The sequence below is a fragment of the Sorangium sp. So ce321 genome, from assembly GCF_051530195.1.
GTDB lineage: Bacteria > Myxococcota_A > Polyangia > Polyangiales > Polyangiaceae > Sorangium.
Genome location: NZ_CP150329.1, coordinates 1272983 through 1295861, shown reverse-complemented (window position 1 = coordinate 1295861; position 22879 = coordinate 1272983). Strand labels below are relative to the sequence as shown.

At 71.8% G+C, this 22879-nt stretch carries 19 protein-coding genes; 7 read left to right on the top strand and 12 right to left on the bottom strand.

Going from position 1 to position 22879, the window contains the following annotated elements; translation table 11 throughout:
- Positions 1 to 208 precede the first annotated feature (208 nt).
- The 5 genes from WME89_RS04975 to WME89_RS04955 all read right to left on the bottom strand — a co-directional run bounded on the left by WME89_RS04975 (position 209) and on the right by WME89_RS04955 (position 9289).
- Complete coding sequence (locus WME89_RS04975) at positions 209 to 2569, bottom strand: hypothetical protein (RefSeq protein ID WP_438008108.1); 2361 nt, start codon at positions 2567 to 2569, stop codon at positions 209 to 211.
- Between the two features lie 169 nt (positions 2570 to 2738).
- Positions 2739 to 3878: a substrate-binding domain-containing protein gene (locus tag WME89_RS04970; RefSeq protein ID WP_438008107.1), complete on the bottom strand. Its 1140-nt coding sequence runs from the start codon at positions 3876 to 3878 to the stop codon at positions 2739 to 2741.
- Positions 3879 to 3954: 76 nt separating this feature from the next.
- A complete protein-coding gene (locus WME89_RS04965; protein ID WP_438008106.1) occupies positions 3955 to 5304 on the bottom strand; it encodes an ABC transporter substrate-binding protein in 1350 nt (449 codons plus the stop codon).
- 385 nt (positions 5305 to 5689) lie between these two features.
- Positions 5690 to 8059, bottom strand: a complete 2370-nt coding sequence (locus WME89_RS04960) for a trypsin-like peptidase domain-containing protein (RefSeq protein ID WP_438008105.1) — start codon at positions 8057 to 8059, stop codon at positions 5690 to 5692.
- A gap of 243 nt (positions 8060 to 8302) precedes the next feature.
- The gene (locus WME89_RS04955) at positions 8303 to 9289 is read right to left on the bottom strand and encodes a sigma-70 family RNA polymerase sigma factor (protein ID WP_438008104.1); all 987 of its coding nucleotides are present in this window, start codon (positions 9287 to 9289) and stop codon (positions 8303 to 8305) included.
- Positions 9290 to 9511: 222 nt separating this feature from the next.
- On the opposite strand from WME89_RS04955, the gene WME89_RS04950 reads away from it, so the two are divergent.
- Both WME89_RS04950 and WME89_RS04945 read left to right on the top strand, forming a co-directional pair.
- Positions 9512 to 9958: a hypothetical protein gene (locus tag WME89_RS04950; RefSeq protein WP_438008103.1), complete on the top strand. Its 447-nt coding sequence runs from the start codon at positions 9512 to 9514 to the stop codon at positions 9956 to 9958.
- 85 nt (positions 9959 to 10043) lie between these two features.
- Entirely contained in the window at positions 10044 to 12164 is a 2121-nt protein-coding gene (locus tag WME89_RS04945; RefSeq protein WP_438008102.1) for a DEAD/DEAH box helicase, read from the top strand.
- Positions 12165 to 12191: 27 nt separating this feature from the next.
- On the opposite strand, the gene WME89_RS04940 is transcribed toward WME89_RS04945, so the two are convergent.
- From WME89_RS04940 to WME89_RS04910, 7 genes are all read right to left on the bottom strand, one after another.
- Positions 12192 to 12434, bottom strand: a complete 243-nt coding sequence (locus tag WME89_RS04940; protein WP_438008101.1) for an anti-sigma factor family protein — start codon at positions 12432 to 12434, stop codon at positions 12192 to 12194.
- Between the two features lie 6 nt (positions 12435 to 12440).
- Positions 12441 to 13238: an RNA polymerase sigma factor gene (locus WME89_RS04935; RefSeq protein ID WP_438008100.1), complete on the bottom strand. Its 798-nt coding sequence runs from the start codon at positions 13236 to 13238 to the stop codon at positions 12441 to 12443.
- Positions 13239 to 13320: 82 nt separating this feature from the next.
- Positions 13321 to 14172 (bottom strand): alpha/beta fold hydrolase, encoded by an 852-nt coding sequence (locus WME89_RS04930; protein ID WP_438008099.1) that lies wholly within the window; start codon positions 14170 to 14172, stop codon positions 13321 to 13323.
- A gap of 121 nt (positions 14173 to 14293) precedes the next feature.
- A complete protein-coding gene (locus WME89_RS04925; RefSeq protein ID WP_438008098.1) occupies positions 14294 to 14485 on the bottom strand; it encodes a hypothetical protein in 192 nt (63 codons plus the stop codon).
- Between the two features lie 20 nt (positions 14486 to 14505).
- Positions 14506 to 14838, bottom strand: a complete 333-nt coding sequence (locus tag WME89_RS04920; protein WP_438008097.1) for a hypothetical protein — start codon at positions 14836 to 14838, stop codon at positions 14506 to 14508.
- 232 nt (positions 14839 to 15070) lie between these two features.
- Entirely contained in the window at positions 15071 to 15670 is a 600-nt protein-coding gene (locus WME89_RS04915; protein WP_438008096.1) for an antibiotic biosynthesis monooxygenase, read from the bottom strand.
- A gap of 36 nt (positions 15671 to 15706) precedes the next feature.
- Positions 15707 to 16078: a hypothetical protein gene (locus tag WME89_RS04910; protein ID WP_438008095.1), complete on the bottom strand. Its 372-nt coding sequence runs from the start codon at positions 16076 to 16078 to the stop codon at positions 15707 to 15709.
- Between the two features lie 432 nt (positions 16079 to 16510).
- Here WME89_RS04910 and WME89_RS04905 point away from each other — a divergent pair, with 432 nt between their 5' ends.
- The 5 genes from WME89_RS04905 to WME89_RS04885 all read left to right on the top strand — a co-directional run bounded on the left by WME89_RS04905 (position 16511) and on the right by WME89_RS04885 (position 22455).
- Entirely contained in the window at positions 16511 to 17551 is a 1041-nt protein-coding gene (locus WME89_RS04905) for a sensor histidine kinase (RefSeq protein WP_438008094.1), read from the top strand.
- On the top strand, positions 17548 to 18345 hold the full coding sequence (locus WME89_RS04900) for a LytR/AlgR family response regulator transcription factor (RefSeq protein ID WP_438008093.1): 798 nt from the start codon (positions 17548 to 17550) through the stop codon (positions 18343 to 18345). The genes WME89_RS04905 and WME89_RS04900 overlap by 4 nt, the downstream gene beginning before the upstream one ends.
- Positions 18346 to 19276: 931 nt before the next feature.
- Positions 19277 to 20479, top strand: coding sequence for an FAD-dependent monooxygenase (locus tag WME89_RS04895; RefSeq protein WP_438008092.1), 1203 nt, complete (start codon positions 19277 to 19279; stop codon positions 20477 to 20479).
- Between the two features lie 50 nt (positions 20480 to 20529).
- Positions 20530 to 21555 carry a lactonase family protein gene (locus tag WME89_RS04890; protein ID WP_438008091.1) on the top strand — a complete coding sequence of 342 codons (1026 nt, stop codon included), beginning with the start codon at positions 20530 to 20532 and terminating at the stop codon, positions 21553 to 21555.
- Positions 21556 to 21771: 216 nt separating this feature from the next.
- Positions 21772 to 22455: a hypothetical protein gene (locus tag WME89_RS04885; protein ID WP_438008090.1), complete on the top strand. Its 684-nt coding sequence runs from the start codon at positions 21772 to 21774 to the stop codon at positions 22453 to 22455.
- Positions 22456 to 22879 lie beyond the last annotated feature (424 nt).

Sequence of the window (22879 nt, the reverse complement as noted above, 5' to 3'; positions counted from 1 at the left end):
AAAACCACAGAGGCACAGAGGGCACAGAGGATGAATAAATAAATAGTTTTTACTTTCTGTTCTGTGCCTCTGCGGTTCCTTCTCGTTCTCTCTTCTGCCCTCTGTGCCCTCTGTGCCTCTGTGGTTCATTCTCTCTGAAACCACGACTACCCTGGGCAGCGCGGGTTCACCGCTCAGCCTACAGGCGCGCTGCTCCGGCCCGGCTCGCTCAATCGAGCGGCACAGGCCAGAAGGCCGAGTCGACCAGGTAATCGCGCGCGTCGACACCCCGCTCGCGCGCGAGGGCCAGCGGGACGGGGCGGTAGAGCAGCGTGGCCGTGACGTTCGCCAGGTCGCAGCCCGCGGGGATCGCGAAGCCGTGCGAGGTCACCGCGAAGCTCCCCGGCGCGATGCGGTTGTCGCTGGCGATGTCGACGGCGCGGTGCTGCGGCGCGTGCCGCGCGCCCGCCGGATCGACGAGCACCTTGGCGAAGGTGTAGCCCGCGGCCCCGGCGAACGCGGCCGCGGGCTGGCCGTCCTCGTGCGCCCCGGGGAGCGGCGCGCCGAGGTAGACGACATCCCCGTCCTGGGCCGGGATCTCGCCGCTCAGCGTGAGCGCGCCGCCGCCCGCGGAGACCACCCGCGCCTCGCCGACCGGCGCGCGGATCTCGAGCCCCTTGTCCGCAGGGTCGAGCGACGGATCCGCGAAGCGGCCGACGCCGCTGTAATCGTCGTACACGCCGGTAGGCCGCACGGCGCGCACCACGTCCCCCGCCCGCGCGCGCGCCGCCCCCGCCGGCCAGGCGAGCACGGCGCCCGAAAGGCTCGCGTCCCCGCCCACGCGCCCCTCCGCGAGCGCGCCGCCCGTGTCGTTCACCGTCATGCCGCGCGACGGCGCCATGGGCGCGCCGCACGCCTCCGCGGCGACGAGGAGCACGAGCGCCCGCATCGGCTCCCCGGTCGGGACCGCGTGGCCCGCGAGCCCGCTGACGACAGCGACCTCGACGGCGAGCTCGCCCGAAGCCGCCGTCGCGGCGGCGACGCGCACCTCGACCGCCTCCCGGAGGAGCCGCGGCGCGCGCGGCGCGCCATCGAGCGGCCCGCGGAAGCCGTGCGAGAGCACCGTCCCCGGCGGGCGGACGAAGCCGAGCTCGATGCTCGCGTTCGTCTCGTCGGTCAGGTCGACGCTGCTCTTCAGCGAGGGCACCTCCGGCATGTGGCACGACTGGCACTGCGCCTCCGGGCGGTTCCACGAGCTCCCGGCCCACTCGGAGAACGTCTCGTGGATCGGCAGCCCGTCGGGCCAGCGCGCCGGGTCGAGCGCCGCGCCCGGCAGGAGCGCCGCCTGCTTCTGCTCGTGGCAGCCGCCGCAGAACGCCGAGGTCGAGTACTTCGGCTGGTAGCTCCCGCCCATGAACTTGCTCGGCACGTCCGGCCGCGGCCCGAACATCACCTGCGCGAGCTTCGCGGAAGGGTCGGCCGAGCTCCGCTCCTGCGGGCGCTGGATCATCAGGGCGCCCGCGACGCCGGGCGGCTTGCTCAGGTCGACGTCGCGGATCTTGTGGCAGGCGTCGCAGTGATTCCCCTTCTCGAAGGCGATGCCGGTGGCCTCGAGGAGATCGCGCCCGCCCGCAGGGCCATCCATGCCCGCGGCGTGGCAGTCGGCGCACGCGCCGAACGCCGCCGGTCTCCCCGCCGCGGGCAGCGCGGGGTCGTCGCACGACGGCTGCGCTTCCCCGCCGCAGGAAGGGTTGAGGTCCGGCAGCACGCCGCCGCCGAGGTAACACCGCATCGCGGCCTCCCCCTCGCTGCCGGGGACGCGCCCCGCCCGCCAGCGCCCGCCCGCGGCCGTGCACGCGGCCTCGTCGGCGTGGGCCAGCGAGACCCCCGCATAGACGGCCTGGAGCAGCGGGCTCCTGGCCGACCGCGCGTGCCCCGACCCGAGGAACTGGGTCACCAGCGTCGTGTGGCAGTGGTCGCAGTACCGCGTCGAGTTGTGGGGGTCGCCGTCGCCCGGGTCCCCGTAGCTGTAGCCGAGGGCGTTGTCCGGCGGCGCCACGTAGCGGAGCGCGATCTCCACCGGCCCTTCCGGGACGAGCTCGAGCTCGATGCCGTCCGTCCGGTACCCCACCTTCGCGGCGACGAGGGTCGGCTGGCCCGGGATGTCGCGCGTGATCTCGATGGAGAACGCGCCGTCGGGCCCGGTCACCCTCTCCGGCTCGCCGCCGGCCTGCATCACGAGGGCGCCCTCGAGCGGCGACGCGCCGTCCGTGACCACGCCGGTCACGACGAACGTGCGCGGCAGCTCCTCCGGGGCGCCGCCGAAGCCCGTGACGGCGCTCAGGCCGGTGGTCGTCGCCGGGTGCGCGCCGGCGCCGCCCTGCCCGGCGCCGCCCTGTCCGCCCGGCGGCGGCGCCGCGTCCGAGCAGGCGCCGCCGAGCAGGCAGGCGGCGAGCGCCGCGGCGCGCAGGGAGCTACCGGGCCGACCCGGGGTTCGCGCCGCGTGGCGAAGGTAGCGGCCGGCGAAGGCACCGCCGGCGAAGGGGCTGCGGAGCGGGAGCTGGAGGCACGGGCGGCGCACCGTCGACATCCTCGGACATCCTGGCAGCTCCTCGCAACCGCGCCCGCCGCGGGCGCAAGACGCACCGCTGAACGAGACGGCGCTGAGCGAGGCCCGGTTCAGTGCCGTCGGCGCCCCTGGGTTCTCGGGCTTCGAACCCCGCTTCCGTCGCGCGAGACACTCCTCGAGCTACGACACGCTATTGACTGACGCCGAGCGCGTCGAGGTGGTCATTATAGGCGTCGATCTGTTCCGCCGTGACCACGTCGAGGCCAGTGTTGACGCGGATATCGTCGATCATCAACGGAGCGAGGATCTTCTTGGTCGCGTCGAGGCCGATGTGCTTGATGCCGTAGAGGATGTAGGGCACGAGGTAGCCCTCGTAGTACTGCCGCTGAGTGTGCGTGGCCTTGATGAACCCCTTGCGCATGTAGCTGACGGTCTTCGGATCGAAGTCGAACGCGACGATGGCGATGTCCTTCCTGCCCGCGGCCTCTGCGGCCATCGCGCACCGATACGCTTCGTTGAACATGCCGATCATCCCCACGACGGGCGGGTCCGCCGCCTCGATCTTGGCCTTCATCGTTGCGGTGTCTTCTTCGTCGCCCATCTCCGTCAAGGTCTCTTGAATCACCAGGGTCTCGTAGTCGGTTCCCTTGAACACGTCCTGAGCACCCTTCGTCCTTTCCATCCCGGTGACCCACACGGGGTTGGTGTTGCCGAGGATGATCACCGTACCCGGCCCCGGGGGCAGCATCGGGAGCAGGGTCTCCCCTGCCTTGGTTCCGGCAGCCTCGTTGAGGGTTCCGACGTAGATGGATCGCTTCGATGTCGCCACGTCAGCGTCGAGCGTCACCACGTGGATCCCCCGCTCGACGGCCGCATCGATACCGGTTGCGTTGCCTTCGCCGAAGGGCGCGATCCCAATTGCGTCGACGCCCCCCGCTATCGTCTGCTCGATCTGCTCGTTCTGGAGCTTTACCGCCATCTGCTGATCGCCCGGCTCTTCAAGGCGCCCGACCACGTTCCCCGTCATCCGGAGCTCGCCCATGGCTCGGTTCGCGGCCGTGGCGACCGGCGCAAAGAAGCCGGAAACAACCTTCAGCAGAATCTCCGCATGCATTGACTCGTGCGGGAGCTCGTTGAGCTCGGCGACGAGATCATCGACCGTCGCCTCGAGCTCCACTGGCGTGAATTCAGTGGCGGGAGTTGGCCTTCGTTTGATGGGCGTGGGGCTCTCCTCCACGGAGTAGGTGCCGGGTGCATCGCTCGATCCGCATGCAGCCGTCATCAACGTGAGCCCGAAGGCCGTGATCCAGCGTCTTCCTATCGTCTTCATGAGACTCCTCCCCCTTCGTGGTTCGCTCGTCCGCGCAGTGACCCCTGCCTGCGTCAGAGTCGATCTTGCATCGAGATCAATTCCAAAAATTGCATGTGACGGCGACCGGGGCAAGGTCAACGAAGGCATCACCGCGGATGGTCCACGTTTGCATGAAATGATGCTCATTTGCCCCGTATTCGTCGAACTCGTATTCTGCGGCCGCCCCCACGTATCGGAGAGGGATCCCCGCACGAAGCTTGGTCATCGCCGTCTTCAGATCTCGCCACGAGGCGCTCTCGTGGTCGGGGCTGTTGAGGTGGCGGATGATCTGCTGCAGCTCGTGTCCAGACTCAGGAATCGCCCCGCGCGTCGCCTCTGCGTACGCGAGACCCATCGCGATGAGGACGACACCGTCGTAGTAGAAGTGTGCCGCCGGGAACGGCACCTCACGGTCCCACCGGCGGGAGAAGTGCCCGATGAAGGCGGCGGCGTTCTCGGTCGTGCAGTCGACCGTCTCTCGGGCTGCGTCCGTGATATGGCACTCGTTCTGCAGGCTGAGCGAAGGCGTGACCCCGACGTATCCATCGAGAGAGCCTGTGGGGATGTTGGCGAGGAGCACCTCGGTGCGCAGCGCGGGACCGAGAAACCAGGTACCAGGGCGTCCGGAGGCGGTCCATTCGGTCACGATGGTCGAGCCGGTGAGCGGGTACGCCGCCAGCAACGTGCGATCGGCGTGGTGTCCGAAGCCGGACTCGAGCTCGGTCGTGTACGCTTGTTCGCCCGGCGCGAACGTCGTCGAGGGCAGGCTCTTGCCCCCGAGCTCCACGAAGGCGGTGATGAACCGGCTGCTGAGGGTGGCGTTGTAGTCGTCCCGCGCGGCGAGGGTATTCACGGTGCCGACGCCATCGCGGACGGCGAGCTTCGCCAGCGCACAGCCAATGGCAAATGGGGAAGGGGCGAGCCGCATCCAGCCTCCCCTCGTGTCGCTGCGCGCGACGGAAGGCGCGGCATACCCCGGCAGCATGTGAAAGGCGTCGAGCGCCCTCATTTCCGGCGCGATCTTGAGGGCGAGATCATTCTCTTCGGGCCCTACCACGTAGGCGACCTGCTCCGTGTGGAGCAGGTCGAGCAGCGGGCTCAGCCCGCGCTCCGTGCTCGAGTGGCTGTCTCGGCTCACGACGTCGAACGGCCTCCCGTCGAGCCCACCCGCAGCGTTCAGGTCCTCGATCGCGAGCAACATGGCCTTCTCGAGGTTGCCGCCGATGGCCGACTCTCTCCCGGAGAAGGGCAGGATGGCCCCGATGACGACCGCATCCGCGGGGTGACCGGGCTCTGCCGGCGCGCATGATGCCGAGACCAGCGACACGAGCCCCGCGAGCAGCGAGATCTTCATGCCGTGCAAGCGGCTGCGATCAGGAAACCCCTGCTGGTATCGATGATACATGCCCCTCCCCTCGAGACACTGCATCACGTGGAGGACAGAGCTGTCAAGGGTGCATCGATGAACCTGAACGGCGGTTTTGGCGTCGAGTGGTTAGCCTGCGTCATTGGACCCCGCGAGACCGCAGCGGTGCGCTGATGTAGCCCGGTGCGATCCCCTCGCCGACCCGCCGGGCGCGCTCAGGCGGCGCGGCGCTGCGCTGCGCGGTAGTTGCACGGAGAGCGCCCGGCCCAGCAGGACGGCGATGACCTTGTGCACGTCGGCGCCATGGGGAAGCTGGGACGATGGCCCCGATGATCTCGGTGCCGACCTCGGCCCATCAGGAGCCCGATGTCCGCATATCTCTCCGCTCCACGGCGCCGCGCGCTGGTCCTCGGGCGACGAGAACCTAGTTACCGCACACCGCCCAGCCCTCTTCATCGATCCGGCAGGGCCCCGTCGGCAGGCAAGGGAACTTCTGGAGGCCGTTCATGCTGTCGCACAGCACCACGGCGGTCTGCCCGTCGACCTCCTCGCACGTCCCCAGCTCGGGGATGCCCGTGCAGTCGGGCGCCGCGACGTCCGGCGCGAACCAGCAGCGGGGGCGCGCGCCCGGCCCCTCGGTGCACGAGTCGGGCGCCGCGGCCGCCTCCACCTCGGGGCTGAACGTCAGCGCTTGCTCGTACGGCGGGATGAGGCCGGGGATGGCGGTGCCGCGGAACTTCGTCTGACAGAGCGCTCCCTGAAAGATGGTGTCCACCCTGCACTGCGGCGGCGGGTTATGGTAGTTCGTCACCGCCTCCTCGCTCGTGTCGGGCGTGCTCAGGTCGGGCACAGGGATGCGCTCGGTCCAGCGACCGAAGGCCTCGGCGACCGCGGCGAGCCGATAACAAAGGTTCTGTGCGTCGACGTCGCTCCACGCCGCGTCGCAGCGGGTCTTCACGTACCCGGTCACCGTCTCGCGGAACCTCGCGTTCACCTCGCGCTCGGCGGACCAGAGCCGCGGCAAACACTCCTTCGACGCGAAGTAATCGGCCTGGCCTTCGGCGCTGCTCACGGTCCCGAACTCCCCCATCTCCAGGCCCTGGACCTGCTGCACCTGTTGACCCGAATGCTTGAAGGGGAAGCCCCCGAGCGCGTGGCCGATCTCGTGACAAGCGACGAACGCGGCGACGTCGGGCGGCGTCAGGCCTTGCCTGCGGAGCTCGACGCCGAGGTGGATACGCCAGGTGCGATCGGCGGCGATCTCCAGCCTGGGCGAGAGCGCGGTCCCGTAGCTCACCACGAGGCGAGCCTCGTTGTCGCTCGCGTGGTCCCGGTAGGCGTCCACCGCGCGGCTCGCGATGTCGAAGCCCTGCTCCGACGTGATCGTCGTCGCGCCGGTGCCCGCTTCGACCGCGGCGACCTCATGGACCTTCTTGACGACCACCGTCGGGTGCTCTGTCGATTGCCATGTCGCCCCGCCGACGCCGCCCGAGCCGGCCAGGATGCACAGCGCATACAGGCCCTCCTGCGCGGGCACCGGGAGGCTCGCGAGCCGGTCGTCCTCGATCCCGATCGGCGCGGAGTAGCCCTCCGCGGATCGGCAATCCACGCTCTCCATCGGGCCCACCTTGTAACGGTAGTGTGTGTCCGACGTCGAGGAGAGGCGGACGCCCCAGGCGCTCTGCTCGGACGGCGCGCCCCGGGCCGGCGTGGCGATGAGCGACGGGATCCCGGTCAACGAGGCATGTCCGCCGGGGTCCAGCTGGCAGCCGGCGTTCGTCGGATCGAGCCGGCCCCCGGCGTCGAAGCACGCAGCGATCCCCGTGGCATCCACGATGTAGCTCGCGCCCTCGACGCCGCGCGGGGGCTCGCCGCCGCCTACCTCGCACGGGTAGCCCAGGTAGCAGGGGTCCAGCGGCTCGACCGTCTTGAAGTGCGCGCTGAAGACCCCGAAGACCCTCCCCTGCTGGTCGAGCGCCGGGCCGCCCGAAGCCCCCGGGCCCATCCCGCGGCAGTCGTACACGTGCATGTCGCGCCAGTACCAGTAGTGCTCCACCACGTCGGCCCTGAGCGCGCGCTCCTTGCAGCGCGCACGGCGCACATACCTGTCCTGGTACTCGCCGCCGTCGTGCTCCACCGGCACCCCGGCGAGCTCCACGGGCTCTCCCGCGGCCGGGGCCGCGTCGGCCAGCGGGAGCGGCTCGATGCCGATCGCCTGGAGCTCACCGATCGTGAGATCGAGCTCGATCAGCGCCAGGTCGGCTCCCTTCATCGTGACGTACGCGTTCCGGACACCGAGCGCTTGCACGAGCGATTCAGCGGCGGTGTCATGGAACTCGTAGAAATAGAAGCCCGGGGTACCCTCGGTCTCCTGATCGACCCTCACGTCGAAATACATCGAGAGCTCGAACGGATGCCGGGCGCATTGACCGGCGGTGAGCACGTGAGCGGGCGCGCTGGCGTCGTCGCTGGTCCTGATGAACGCGCCAGTGCAATTGCCGTTCATCGAGGCGACCGCCCGGAGATAGGCATTCTCGGGGTCTGCGCCGGAGACCAGCTCCGCCTCCGCCGGGGGCGGCTCGTCCGGCGGATCCGGCTCCCCCGTCGTGGTGGACGACACCTCGCTCGTCGGGGGTGGATCCTCGCGCGTCGAGGCCGACGGAGCAACGCCGCCGGGGGGCGGCGGAACAGGGACCTCGAAGCAGGCGAACAAGGTCAACGCGGCGAGGCTGACGAGCGATGCAGCCGCCGTGCCACGGTGCCCATAGTTCCTGGTTCCAGGTCTCGTGCGCATTGCGGTCGCTCGTGAGGATGACATGGGACGGTCGCCTGAAGGGACCGAGGCGACAAGGAAGCTCGAGCTGCGCGGGGGAGGCGCCGCCCTCCGCGCCTCCGGGGCGCGCGCGGCGTCCCGCCGGTCGTCAGCGGACACGAGGAGGCGCGCCTGGACACCGGGGACAGAGCGATCGCTCGCCGCCCGGCTCCGGGCAGCTCACGGGACTTGATGCCGCCACGGTGAGCGAGCCTTCAGACTATTTCAGGGCTCGGGCCGCAGGGGCAGGCCGAAGAGCGGGAAGAGCCGCTGGGCGTCGAGGAACGAGCACACCCCGACGATCTCGCCGGCGGACACCTCGATCACCTGCATCGCCCACGGCTCGAAGGCCCCCGCGCCGCTCGGCCGGTACTGCGCCAGCGCGGGCGAGCCGTTCGCCACCGTCGGCACGAGCCGCGAGCCCTTGCACCCCGCGCCCACCTTGAGGAGCCACGCGCGCACCGAGGCGCGCCCCCGCAGCCACAGCGCGTAGGGCGGCATCGACCAGGTCGCGTCCTCGCGGAGCAGCGAGACCAGCGCGTCGGTGTCCTGCCGCTCGAAGGCCTCGACGTAGCGGGCCAGCAGCGACTGCTGCGCGTCGTTCATCGGCTCGTGGAGGTCGGTCTTCTCGTCCTGCCCCAGCGTCGCCCGGGCGCGCTGCAGCGCGCTGTTGACCGAGGCGACGGTCATCCCGAGCAGCTCCGCGATCTCCGCGGCCTCCCAGGACAGGACCTCCTTCAGCAGCAGCACCGCGCGCTGCCGGGGCGGGAGCCGCTGCAGCGCGGCCACGAACGCGAGCCGGATCGTCTGCCGCGACGAGACGAGCTCCGCCGGATCGCACGCCGCCAGCGCCCGGCCGTCGGGGATGGGCAGGATCCACGTCGCCTCCGGCAGCGTGTCGAGGACCGGGTTCTCGGCCGATCCCACCGGCCCGAGGTCCATCGGCCGGGCCCGCCGCGCCCGGCCCTCGAGCATGTCGAGGCACACGTTGGTGGCGATGCGGTGCAGCCACGTGCGCACCGCCGCGCGGCCCTCGAACTGATCGAAGCTCCGCCACGCCCGCACCATCGTCTCCTGCACGGCGTCGTCCGCGTCGAAGGCGGAGCCGAGCATCCGGTAGCAGTGGCCGGTCAGCTCCCGCCGGTGCTGCTCCAGGCGCAGCTCCACCTCGCTGGAGGGAGAGCTCGCGGCCGGGCTGGAGGAGATGTCCATGGCGGTAGAATACTCCGGGTGCCCGCCGAGGACCCCCTGCCGGACGCACCCGCCCCTCGCTCCTGCGGCGCATTCTGGACTGATCGTTCCAGAATGGTCAGCCCAGGATGCGCGGCGCAGGAGCGAGGCCACCCCGGGCTCGGCAGGGGGCCAGCCCGCGCCGCGCGACGCGCGTGAGCTCCTCGGACCTCTCGCGGTAGTAGACTCGGACAGGAGACCTCCATGTCGCTCAGGCAGCGCGATTACATCCTCCGCATGATCGAGCAGCTCGCCGAGGCCATCGGCCGGATCGCCGGGCTCCGGCGCGCCGGCCAGCTCGACGAGGCGGAGCTGCTCGTCCGCACCACCGCGGATGGGCTCTTCGGTCCGATGCGGGACATGCTCGACCGGCTCGACGCCGCGGGCGCGGCCACCCTGCTCGGCGATCACGAGAAGATCGGCGCGTACGCGGCGCTCTGCGCGGAGCAGGCCGAGCTCCTCCAGCTCCGGGGCCGGGCCGGGCAGGCGCTCGCGGAGCGCAGGCGAGCGCTCGAGCTCCACCTCGAGGCGACGGGCCGCGCGCCCGACGGCAACCCCCGCGCGCAGGAGGCCGCGCGCGCGCTCCTCGGGCAGGTGGACGCCGCGCGCCTGTCCGAGCGGTACCGCGCTCTCGCCGCGAAGCTCGGCTGACCCGCCGGGGCGCGGCGCGTCCTGCGCCGCGCCGCCTGCCGGATTGCCATGACACCGGCGCGAACCCATGAGAGGTGGAACTCCCGTGGAACCGACCACCCCGTCCGTCAGCTTCGCCTCGCTCGGCATCGGCCCTGCCCTCCTCGATGTGCTCGCCGAGCTCGGCTACGAGGAGCCCACCCCCATCCAGCGGGAGTCGATCCCGCACCTCCTGACCGGGCGCGACCTGCTCGGGCAGGCCGCCACCGGCACCGGGAAGACGGCGGCGTTCGCGCTGCCGCTCCTCGAGCGGCTCGAGATAGGGAGCGAGCCGCCCGCCCGCCCCTCGGCGCTCGTGCTCGTGCCGACGCGCGAGCTCGCGATGCAGGTGGCCGAGGCGATGCACCGCTACGGCCGGCGCCTCGGCGTGCACGTGCTGTCGGTCTACGGCGGCCAGCCCTTCGGGCAGCAGCTGCGCGCGCTGCGCCGCGGGGTCCACGTCATCGTGGGCACGCCGGGCCGCGCCCTCGACCACATCGGCCGCGGCACGCTCCTGCTCGACGGCATCCGCACGGTCGTGCTCGACGAGGCCGACGAGATGCTCGACATGGGCTTCGCCGAGGCGCTGGAGGCGATCCTCTCGGCCACGCCGAAGGAGCGGCAGACGGTGCTCTTCTCCGCGACGCTGCCCCCGCGGATCGCGGCGATCGCCGGCCGGCACCTCCGCGACCCGGTGCGGGTCAAGATCGCGGCCGAGAAGGCGGCCCCCGGCGAGCTGCCGCGCGTCCGCCAGACGGCGTACATCGTGCCGCGGGCGCACAAGCCCGCCGCGCTGACGCGGGTGCTCGACATGGAGGACCCGTCGTCGGCGATCATCTTCTGCCGCACCCGCAACGAGGTGGACGAGCTGACGGAGGCGCTGCGCGCCCGCGGCTACGAGGCCCAGGCGCTGCACGGCGGGTTCTCGCAGGAGCACCGGGATCGCGTGATGGCCCGCTTCCGCGCCGGCACGGCCGACCTGCTGGTCGCCACCGACGTCGCGGCGCGGGGGCTCGACATCGAGCACGTCTCGCACGTCATCAACTACGACGTCCCCTGCGCCGCCGAGGTGTACGTCCACCGCATCGGCCGCACGGGCCGCGCCGGCCGCGAGGGGGCGGCGATCACGCTGGTGGAGCCGCGCGAGCACTACCTGATACGCAACGTCGAGCGGCTCACGGGCCAGCGCATCGAGGCCGCCACCATCCCGACCGTGGCCGACCTGCGCGCCCGGCGCCTCGAGCTGACGCGCGCCTCGCTCCGGGAGGCGCTCCTGGAGGGCGGGGCCGAGCAGTTCCGGGTCGTCGTCGAGGCGCTCTCCGACGAGTTCGACGTGATGGACATCGCCGCCGCCGCGGTGAAGCTGGCCCACCACGCGACCGAGGGGGAGCGGCCGGAGAACGAGGCGGACATCCCCTCGGTCCGGCCGCCTCCGCCGGAGCGCGCCCGCGACGACCGCGCGTGGCGCGGCCCTCCGGGTGCGCGCGGGCGCCCCGGGGAGGCGCAGGCCCGGCCGCGGCGCGACGGAGGGGAGGCCGACGGCAACGTCGCGCGGCTCTACATCGGCGCGGGGCGCAACGCCGGCATCCGCCCGGCCGACCTCGTCGGCGCGATCGCGAACGAGGCGTCGCTGAGCTCGCGCGACATAGGCGCGATCCAGATCGCCGACGGCTTCTCCACCGTGGAGGTCCCGGCCGACGCGGCGGACACCGTCATCGAGGCGCTGCGCGCCACCCGCCTGAAGGGCCGCAAGGTCCAGGTCCGCCGCGACCACCATGACGTCCCCGGCGGAGCGCGGGGCGACGCGGACGAGGCCCGCGGTGGCGGCGGCGCGGACGAGGCCCGCGGCGGCGGCGGCGCGGACGCCGAGGTCAAGCCGCGGCGCAGCACGGCCGGGGCGCGACCGCGGGCCAGCGCGGCCGACGAGGCCAGACCGCGGGCCAGCGCGGCCGACGAGGCCAGACCGCGGGCCAGCGCGGCCGACGAGGCCAGACCGCGGGCCAGCGCGGCTGACGAGGCCAGACCGCGGGCCAGCGCGGCCGGGGCACGCGGCGGCGCGGACGAGCCCCGCGGCGGCGCTGCCAAGACCCGGCCTCGCGTGGTGACCGTAGAGGCCCGGGAGGGCGCGGCCGAGGCTCGCGGCAGCGCGGCGGGCATGGCGCCCCCGCGGCGGCGCCCCCGGGCCTGAGCGCCACCACCGCCCGGGAAGCTCAGCTCAATCCGCGGCGGTCTTCCGCCGCTGGAACTGGGCGAAAAGCGCCGCGCGGACCTCGTCGTGCAGCGGCTCGCCCGGGATCCCCCTCAGCGCGTCGATCGTCAGGTCCATCTGCCGCAGGTACGTGCGACACCGCTCACACCACGAGAGGTGCCGCGCACAGCCCTCCTCTTGCTCCGCGGACAGCGCCCCCTCGCTCCTGTCGGTGATCATCTCCGTCAGCTGACAGCACGTGACGACCATGCGCGCTCACCCCCTCGTCAGGTATCGCTCCAGCGCGGCCCTGAGCTTCGATCTGCCACGGTGCAAGAGCACCCTCTGGTTCGCCTCGCTGATACCCAGGATCTCGCAGACCTCGTCGGAGGGACACCCCTCCACGTCGCGCAAGACGATCACCGCGCGCTGTCCAGGCACCAGCGCCTCGAGCTCACGCTGCAGCACGGCGCCGATCTCCTTGCGCAGCAGGAGGCCTTCCGGGCTCTGCTCCGTCCACGGAACGGGCGGATTCACCCAGTCGCCCGTGCCGTCGAACCGGGCCGGATCGACCGCCGGCTCGCTGCCCTGATCCGCGTCCTCCAGCCAGGAGACAGGGACCGTGCGCTTCTCTCGCGTGCCCCACGTCCTGGCGCGGTTCGTCAGGATCCTGAACACCCATGTCTTCAGCGAGGAGCGCCCCTCGAACCGCACGAGGCCGTCGAAGACCGCCGCCCATGTCTCCTGGACGACCTCCTGCGCGCCGGCAGGGCCGGCGATGGTCCGGGCCAGCCGGAGCATGGGCGTGTGGAGCTGGGTCACGAGCCGCTCGAAGGCCTGCTCGTCTCCCGCGAGCAGCCGGCGCACGAGCGCCGTGTCGTCCGCGAGCGCAGCGGAGGGGGCCGCGTCGGCCGGCGCGCCCACGGGCGCAGCGGAGGAGGCCGCGTCGGCCGGCGCGCCCGCGGCGAGCACCGGGCCTGTGTCGGCCGGCGCGCGCTGCGCCGTCGGCGCCAGCGCGGCCGCCGTGCCGTCGGGGCCGGCGCGGGCCGAGAGCTCGTGGGACACGTGAGTCACGGTATCACGCCGCCCGGCCGCGCATCAATCGAGGCCGATCCGGGGCGGCCCGTCCCGTGGAGGACGACGGCCGCCGCCCGGGTCACAGCGACGTCAGCGCGTCCGCGAGCTCCTGCGGCTTCGTCAGGAAGGGGGCGTGGCCAGCGTCGAGCGAGAGCACCTTCTCGCAAGGCAGCGCCGTGTACTGCGATCGCTGCTCGGCAGGGCTGATGGCAAGATCCTTGAGCGCCTCGATGTAGACCCGGGGCACGCTCCCCCACCGCTCCTCCGTGACATGGATGGGCTCGTCGAACGGCTTCGCGGGCTCCTCGCGCAGGTGGCTCTCGAGCCGCTGGATGTCCTCCGGAGAGCAGTCCTGGCAGAAGGCGTTCTCGGCCCACCCCTCCTTGAAGGACAGCGAGGTGCCGTCGCTCGACGGGGCCGCATAAGCCTTGATCTCCGCCCCCTCGTCGTCGGCCCACTCCTGGTTCAGCGACCGGCCGTCCTTCATCAGGAACGCGGTCAGGTAGACGAGCGTCTTCACCTTGTCGGGCCGCTGCTCGGCGGCCTCGCTCACCACGATGCCGCCCATGCTGTGGCCGACGAGGACCACGGGGCGCGAGGCGCTGTCGATGGCCTCCACCACGGCGTCCGTATACGCCTGCAGGCTGGCGCTCGCGAGGGGCGTCTGGTCCTCGCCGTGCGCGGGGAGATCGAGGGCGATCACCTCGTTGCCGCCGGCCTCCAGGAGCGGCACCACCTTGTCCCATGCCCAGGCGCCCACGAAGGCGCCGTGGACCAGGACATACGTGTTCTTGCCCGACCCCGGGGAGCCGCCGCCTCCCGTCCCCCCGTCCGCGTCCCCGCCGCCGCAGCCGAGCAGCGCGGACGACATGAGCGCCGCGGCCGAGATCATGGTGCCAGACCGCAGGACCTTGCGAAGCAGACCGTTCATGGATGTCTCCTCATCGTCGCCAGGCTCTCCTCGAGCGCGACGTCGTCTGTGTTTCGGCGTGCGATGAACGCGCGCGCGCCTGCGCCCGGGCGTGTCCCCGGCGCCACGGCGGCTCATCCCGCTACGAGCACAGTCTCGGAGGGGGGCCGAACGTTACAGCCCGATCGAGGAATCGTACGGAGAGGGCCGCGGCCTCGCGCCGCCGGCGCGACGGGCAGCCGGTGCACCGGATCGGCAGCAGCAGCCCGGAGAGGGCGGCGGCGTGCACCAGGGCGAAGTAGGCGATCGCGGCGCGGTTCGCGCGGTCCCTCATGGCGGCGCTCTCCCCTCCCCTCACGCGACCGCGGCGGCGCGGCCCGCCCGCCCGGACCTGATGCGCGCGAGGCCGCGCGGATCCGCCCGGCAGGACGAGGCGTCGAGGCGCGAGAGCGGCAGCGACTGGCGGCGCACGTAGAGCGCCACCGGGACGAGGAGGACGAGCAGGAGCCCCCACGAGTACGCCATGTGCAGCGCAGGTGTCAGGCCGGGGACCACGGCCCGCTGGACGACGCGCGACATGAGGAGGAGCGCCGCGGAGAGGCCGATGAAGGAAGCGATCTCGCCGCGGAGCTGGCGCGCGGCGTCCCCGCCGGCGGGAGCGAGGAGCGCCGGAGCGTCGGTGGCCATGCCGGCAGGCTGAGCAGCCGACGTGCCACGAGGCGGCACCCTGACGGATCGCGGCAGTACGCGAACGGATCGCGGTGCTCGCGGGCGCGCGGCGCCGCGCGGCGCCGTCAGCCGGTGAGCGCGTTGCGCGGTCGCAGCGCTGATTGCGCCGACATGGCACAACGCCGGCGGAGGTCACCCTCCAGCGCAGGGCGCGAGGGCGACCTGCTCGAGGTCCTGAGCGGCGCCTCGCTCAGATATCGCCGCCGGCCTCGCTCCCGAGGCGCTTCGCCGCTTCCTCCCAGGTTGCCTCCCGCTCGCTCCCCTCCCACGAGATCACGTTGCTCGTCCCGCGGCTGATGGAGTGGGCCTGGCCCATGGCCCTGACGTGCGCCGGGCTGCCGACGAAGGCGAACATGTCCTGTTCGCTCTCCCATACGGTGAGCGTGCGGAGCGCCGCGCACGAGGAAGAGCGCGCGCCCGCCATCGCGACGAAGCCCTTCATCGTGAACATCCCCTCGACGACAGGATCGGCGAGATCTGCCGCCGTCTGCGCCATCTCGGGCTTCATGGCGAGGTAGGTCGTCGAGACGAGGTAGCTCCCCGGCTTCAGCGCGCCGGTGCCGGCGTCGACGCCGGGCCCCGCGAGCTCGAGGGCGCCCTCTCGGTCCGGCTCGAGCTCCCCCTTGTAGCACCCGTCGAACCGCGCGCCTCCACCGCCGTTCGGTCCTCCCGCGGCCCCCTCGCTCGCGGAGGACGCGCCGTCGCGGTCGTCAGCGCACCCGCCCCCCGCCATGGCGACGACCATCCCCAGACCGACCGCGAAGCGCTGCAACAACCATCCATTCATCATGTGATCTCTCCTCTTTTCAATCATTTCGTCGTGACGTCACAAGGGCTGTACGACAGCGAAATACAGGCCGTCGAACGAGCGCCCGAGCCGCTTCGATGCGAAGCGCTCCGCGAAGCCCATGGCGATGACCCGCACCTCGCCGGCCCGGGAGCGCACGCCTCGCGACGACGCCAGGGTGACCACCCAGCGACGCTCCCCTTCCGCCCTCTCGACTTCCAGGTACGTGTACGAGCCGGCGTCGAGCCGCTGCACGACGTGCCCTTCGAAGCGCATTCCCTCTCCGGCCGGCAGCGCGAAGGCCGACAGAGGCCCGAGCGGGCCCGCCGCGGCGCCGTCCGGAGCACGGCGCCAGCCCGCGCCGGCGACCAGCCATTGCGCGCTGACGCCGAGGAGCGCGAGGGAGACCACTGTAGCTCCTGCGAGGCGCGTCCATCGGCGCCCCTTCTGTCGCGTCGCGACCATCGCTCTCTCCCTTGCTTGCGCGCCATCGGCACGCCGCGAGCTCACCCTGCCTTCCGCGAGCGGCCGCGGCTCGCGCCGGCCGACGAGGGCACGGAAACGCGCGACCGGCGGCATCAGCGCGCGAGCGGACGGCGCGGATCGCGGCCGGCGCGCAGAACCTCGCGCCCTGCGCCGCCCTGCGCCGCCCTGCGCCGCCCTCGCCGCCGCTCGTCACGCGGCGCTGCCGCTCGTCACGCGGCGCTGCCGCTCGTCGCGCGTCGGCGACCGTTCGTCGCGTTCGGCTCTCGGCGCGGCGGCCATCTGCTATCCTGTGGCATCGTGGCCGCCGCCCGCAGTGAGACAAGGCCGTCGCGACCCGTCCTCATCCCGCGCGCGGCGATGTGGTTTGGCGCGGTCGCGCCGCCTTTCATCAGCCTGCTGCTCGACGAGGACGCGATCGACGTGCTCCGATGGGCTCAGCCCCCCGGGCGCTGGGCGAGCGCGCTGCGCGGCGTGGCTGCGATCGCGCTGTACACCAACGCGATGTTGCTCGCGCACGCCGCTGCCTACAACGCCGGTCTGGCTCGATTACCTCTCCAGCAGCTCGCCCGTCCCGTCCGGTTCGCCGTCTACGGGCTGACCAGCGCCGTCGTCGTGACCGCGGGCACGCTGCTGTTGATTCCGGTGTTGCGCGTGGTGTCACCGGACATGGTGGAGGACCCGCTCGGCCTCATCGTGAGAGGCGTCCTCCTCAGCTTTGTGTGGCTCGGCGCGGTCTACACGTACGTGCAGTTCATGGCCCGCATCCGCACGGAGAAGCTCCTGGCGCACCGCGAGCAGCTCGCCGCGCTCGATGCGCGCGTGCGGCTGCTCCAGGTGCGGACGAACCCTCATTTCCTGTACAACAGCCTGAACAGCGTCATGAGCCTCATCGCCACCGATCCCGAGCTCGCCGAGGAGACCCTGGGGCGGCTCGCCAGGCTCTTTCGCTACTCTCTCGAAGGCTCGGAGCGCCACGTCGTCCCGCTCGGCGACGAGATCTCGAACGTGACCGAGTATCTGGAGGTCGAGCGGATCCGCTTCCGGGAGCGGCTCCGGTATGCGGTCCTCGTGGACCCGGCGCTCCACTCCATCGAGGTGCCGCCGATGCTGCTCCAGCCGCTCGTGGAGAACGCCGTCAAGCACGGCGCCAGCCGCCGCGTGGAGGGTGGCTCCGTGACCCTCCGCGCCGAGCTCACGGGCGACGATCTGCTGCTGTCCGTGCTCGACGATGGCCCAGGCCCGGAGGGCTCGAGTCATCGTGGAACCGGCACCAGCCTGCTGGATCTGCGGGAACGGCTGCGGCTCCTCTATGGAGAAGACGGCCGTCTGTCCGCGGGGGTCGGTCCCGAGGGAGGGTTCATGGCCCGGCTGCGCTTGCCGGCGCGGTGGAATCGATGACCATGCGCGTGCTCGTCGTGGACGACGAAGCGCTCGCGCGGGCGCGGCTCGTGCGCATGCTCGCCCGCGTCGAGGACATCGAGGTGGTCGGAGAGGCGGCGACGGGCGCGCACGCGCTCGAGCGCGCACGCGAGCTCCACCCCGACCTGCTCCTGCTCGACGTGGACATGCCGGGACTGGACGGGTTCGGCGTGGCGGAGGCGGTCGGCGCGCCGCTCGTGGTCTTCACCACGGCGCACGCGCAGTACGCGGCGCTCGCCTTCGAGGCCGACGCGGTGGACTATCTGCTCAAGCCCGTGGTGCAGGAGCGCCTCGAGCGGGCCCTGGAGAAGGTCAGGCAGCGCCTGCGCGCGCGATCGGTCATGGCCGCCCCGGCGCCCCCACCGGAGCCGTCCCCGGTGACGGCGGCCCCGGCGGCGCCGGCGTCCGTGGAGCGCGCCGTCGAAGCGGCCGCCGGGGTGAGCACGGCCGCGCTCCTGACCGTTCACGACGGGGGCAAGGTCCGCTTCTTCGATCCGCTCCGCGTCACGCGCTTTCGCGCCGACGACAAGTACACAGCTTTCCTCCTCGACGGCGAGGAGCATCTCTTGCGAGAGAGCCTGAGCACGCTGGAGGAGCGCCTCGCGCCCTTCGGCTTCGTCCGCGTGCATCGGGCCGAGCTCGTTCGCGCGAACGCGGTGCGGGCGCTGACGCCGGAGGCGGGCGGTGCGCTGCTCCACCTCTCCGATGGTCAGACCGTCTCGGTGAGCCGTCGCTCCTTGCCAGCGCTGAAGCAAGCGCTTCGGCTGCGCTAGCGCCACGGCTCAGCGGACAGCACGGCTGCCGTGAGCGCATCTGCGCGCGAGACCATAACCGCCTGTCCACCTTCGCCGCCCGTGGTGCCGCCGTTCAGCGGCGCGAGCCCACCGGGCCTGGTAAGGGGAGCAGTCGGCCGTGGATGTGTCGGTGGGTCGCCGCCGGTCGGCCCCCCGGTCGAGGCGCTGGTCGCGCTGCTCGCCTTGGTGGTGGCGGCGGTGCTGGCCGGGTGGCGGCTGCAAGCTCGGGCCGGCGCCGGGCGGCAGCCGCCACCCGGCCAGCACCGCGCTATCTGCGCTGCGTTCGCTGCCCGCGGATCGAGAGGTCTTGACGTCGCCGCCGCACATGGACGGGCCAAGCGCCAGGAGCGCGAGCGGCAACGCGAGGATCCGACATGCGTGGTAGCTCAAGATCATGCTTGAGCACCACTTGTGCAACGGCTGTGCCGCCCGGCGCCGTGCGGTCCCGGCCGCCCTGCTGTCGGGGCGATATCCGCGGGGGTGACCGCGATAGTCCCGCCTGGGCCTGGTGCCGCGCCGGCGCTGGCGTGAGCGGGTGGCCATGAGGTCCCGGCGGAGCTCCCGCGGAGAGAGCAGCTGGACGACGTGCGATCAACCCCGGTGACGTCAACCACGTCAACTCCTGGTTGACATCGCGGCGCGAGGAGTCGCGGCGCGATGACGCGCACCGACGAGAACGCTCGCGCCGCGAGGGCACGGTCCGGCCTTTCTCGGGCTGCCCCGCTGTCCAGAGCGCTCGCCCTGCCCCGCCTCGATGGCGGCCCCGGCCGTCTCCCTGGCGGCCCCGGCCGTGCCCGTGGCAGCACCGCGTGATATCCCTGCGCGGCCGAGGTTGACGTCGTCGTCCAGGAGGCCGCTCTCCGCCGGGTCAGGACCGCGTTCAGCGCCGGGAAGGGCAAGGGAAGAGACGATGAAGCGACATGTGTTGATCACCGGGGGTAGCATCGCGGGTCCTGCTCTGGCGTGGTGGCTGGCCCGTCATGGCATGGCGGTGACGGTGGTGGAGCGCGCCCCGACCTTCCGGGACGGCGGGCAGAACATCGACGTGCGCGGTGCCGGCCGGAAGGTCGTCCAGCGCATGGGGCTCGAGGAGGCGATCCGCGAGCGGACGACGCACGAGGAGGCGATCGCTTTCGTGGACGAGCGAAACAACGTGCGGGCCAGGATCGGCGCTGAGCAGTTCAGCGGCAACGGCCCTGTCGCCGAGCTCGAGATCCTCCGCGGCGAGCTCGCGCGCCTGCTGCTCGATCACAGCCGCGGTTCGGCCGACTATATCTTCGGCGACAGGATCGCTGCCCTCGACGACCGCGGCGACAAGGTCGGGGTCCGCTTCGAGCGCGGCGACGAGCGCGAGTACGACCTGGTCATCGTCGCGGAAGGGATCGGCTCGTCCACGCGCGCAATGCAGTTCGGGGATGAGGTCGAGCGCGTTCCGCTCGATCTGTACATCGCCTACTTCACCATCCCGCGCGGCGAGAACGACAGCAATGTCTCGCGCTGGTTCAACGCGCCGGGCGGCCGCAGCGTGTTCCTGCGGCCGGACAACCTCGGCACGACGCGCGCCGCCCTGTCGCTGCAGGAGAAGCCTCGAGGTTACGAGAAGCTGACGCAGGACGAGCAGAAGGCGTTCTTGAAGGAGAGGTTCGCGGACGCCGGCTGGGAGACGCCGCGCGTCCTCGCCGCGCTCGACGAGGTGAAGGACTTCTACTTCGAGGCGATCGGTCAGGTGAAGATGCCTCGCTGGTCCAAGGGCCGCGTCGCGCTGGTCGGCGACGCCGCCTATTGCGCCTCACCGGTCAGCGGCATGGGCACGAGCCTCGCGCTCGTCGGCGCCTATGTGCTCGCCGGCGAGCTCGCGAGAAGCGACGATCACGCCAGGGCATTCGCCGCTTACGAGCGCATCATGCGCCCTTATGTCAACCAGGCCCAGGACGTACCGAAGGTGGGACCGCGTATCGCGCAGCCGCAAACCCGGACCGGGATCGCTCTCCAGCAGGCCGCCCTGAGCCTCGCGAGCAAGCCCTGGTTGAGCTGGCTCGCCGGCAAGCTGCTGTCGCCGCCCTCCGACAAGATCGACCTGCCGGACTACGGCCGGAGCGCGTCAACCGCCTGATACCGGCCGGATGTTGGCTGGCGGCGCTGGCCGCCATACTCTTCAACGCCATGACCCAGACCGCCACCTACGTTTATGTCTCCAGCGCCGAGAGCCGCGAGATCTCGGTGCTGCACCTGGACACCGCCGACGGATCGCTGACGCCGGTGCAGACCGTCGGCGTCGAGGGCCAGGCCGGGCCCCTGGCCGTCTCGCCGGATCAGCGCTTCCTCTACATCGCGCTGCGCTCCGAGCCCCATGCCGTGCAGAGCTTCGCGCTCGACGCGGCCAGCGGGCAGCTGAAGCCGCTGTCGACGGCGCCGCTGCCCGACAGCATGGTGCACCTCGTCACCGATCGCAGCGGGCGCCATCTCTTCGGCGCCTCCTATGGAGGCCACAAGACGAGCATCAGCCCGATCGGCAGCGACGGCACGGTGGGCGAGCCTGCTGCGGTGTTGCCCACCGGCCGCCACGCGCACGCCACGCTGGTGGCTCCGTCGAACCGTCATGTCTTCGTCACCACCCTCGGCGCGGATGCGGTGATGCAGTGGCGCTTCGACGCGGCCACCGGCCAGCTCACGCCGGGCGATCCGCCGACCCTGCCGGTGCGTCCGCAGGCCGGCCCGCGCCACCTCGTGTTCTCTCCCGACGGGCGCTTCGTCTACCTGCTCAACGAGCTCGACGCGAGCGTCGACGTCCTGGCCTTCGACGGCGGGCGCGGGACGCTGTCGGCGGTGCAGAGCCTCTCCACGCTGCCCGAGGGCTTCTCCGGCAAGCCCTGGGCGGCCGACCTGCACCTCACGCCCGACGGTCGCTTCCTCTACACCTCGGAGCGCACGTCCAGCACGCTGGCCGGCTTCCGCGTCGATGCGCAGACCGGCCGTCTGAGCCTCGTCTCGCACACGCCCACGGAACAGCAGCCGCGCGGCTTCCACATCGACCCCAGCGGCCGCTGGCTCGTCGCCGCCGGGCAGCTCTCGCACGCCGTGCGCGTGCACGCCATCGACCGCGCGAGCGGCAGGCTCGACGGCTCGAGGCCGCACCCGGTGGGCCGCAGTCCCCACTGGGTGGAGATCCTGAGCTTCCCCCGGCCCTGAACACCGCCAGCGCTGGGTGCTCGACAGCGAACGCATGACTTCTCCTCCGGTACGAAGTACGGGCGGCGGCGGTGCTGGCCGGCCGGCACATATCCTGACGTGTGCCGCGGCACAGCCTGGCGCAGAACGAGATCGTGCATCTGGCACGCTCGGCCGTGATTTGCAGTGGCTTTCGCGTCCTCTCGATCTGGCACCCGGGGTGCACTGGCGGGTGGCATGATGAAACTCACTTCGACCCTTCTCGTGTTGATTCCGATCCTGTGTGCCGCCTGCGACCCAGGCGAGGGCGGCGCGATCGACTTCTCCGATCTCTTCGGCGGCCACCACGATCACGGCGGGCCGTCGGACTCTCACGATCCCCCTGGGCCACCGGGCACTGGCGGCGCGGGCGGGGGCACCGCGCCGGAGGAGCTCCTGCAGGCCGTCGCGATGACGCGCGCGCAGCATGACACGCTCTCGGAGGCGTACTGGGAGGAGGTGGAGCTCGAAACCGGCAGCGTGACCAGCGTGACCAGCGGAGGCGGCTTCGAGGACGAGCCGGATCCCAACGAGCTCATTCTCAGCGTGTCCGACATCGCCGTGCTGGGCTGCGGTGTCTATCCCGTGAGTCTTCCCTGCGGTGGGCACAGGACGCTGTCGTTCGTCTTGCCGGTCGCGTACCAACAGGTCGGTGTTTACGACTTCGATGACCCCGCGCTCCACGGCTTCGTGACCGAGACGGGCGAGCACCACACGCCAGGGTCGGACAGCTGCATGCGAGGCGGCGGTACGATGATCGGTTCGGGCACGCTCGAGATCCTCGCGATCGACAGCGTCGAGGTGCGGTTCCGCGTGACCGCCGGATCACCATCGCTGGACAGCGACGTGGGCGGAGAGTACACGGCGCCGCGCTGCCCGTGAGCAATGCCCCTCAGCGACGAAGTCCCGGATCGAGGCCCTGACCGCGGCGCTGCCGCCTCCCGACGGGCCGCAGGCCGGCGAGGGGGCCGCGAAGCAGCGCGCCTGAGGGCGCAGAACGTGGCTCCCAGTCGACGTCCTCCTGCAGCGCCTTCGGCAGCCGCTGCCGGGCCGCCGTCGCTCGCGCGGCGCGGGCTGGCAGCTCGGGCGCAGCCTCCCTCGCTGCCGCGGCCATTCTGGACTGATCGGTCCAGAATGGCCGCGGCAGCGAGGGTCACGGGAGTCCGGCAGGTCCCCAGGCCGGAGCCTGCGACGGCCGCCGCTTTGGGTGGTGACGCTGCGCGTTCTGGGCTAGACGCGTCGCCATGCCCTGGCGATCGGTCGAGCTCCGACGAGCTCTCCTCGTCGCGCGCCGGAGCGCAGCCTT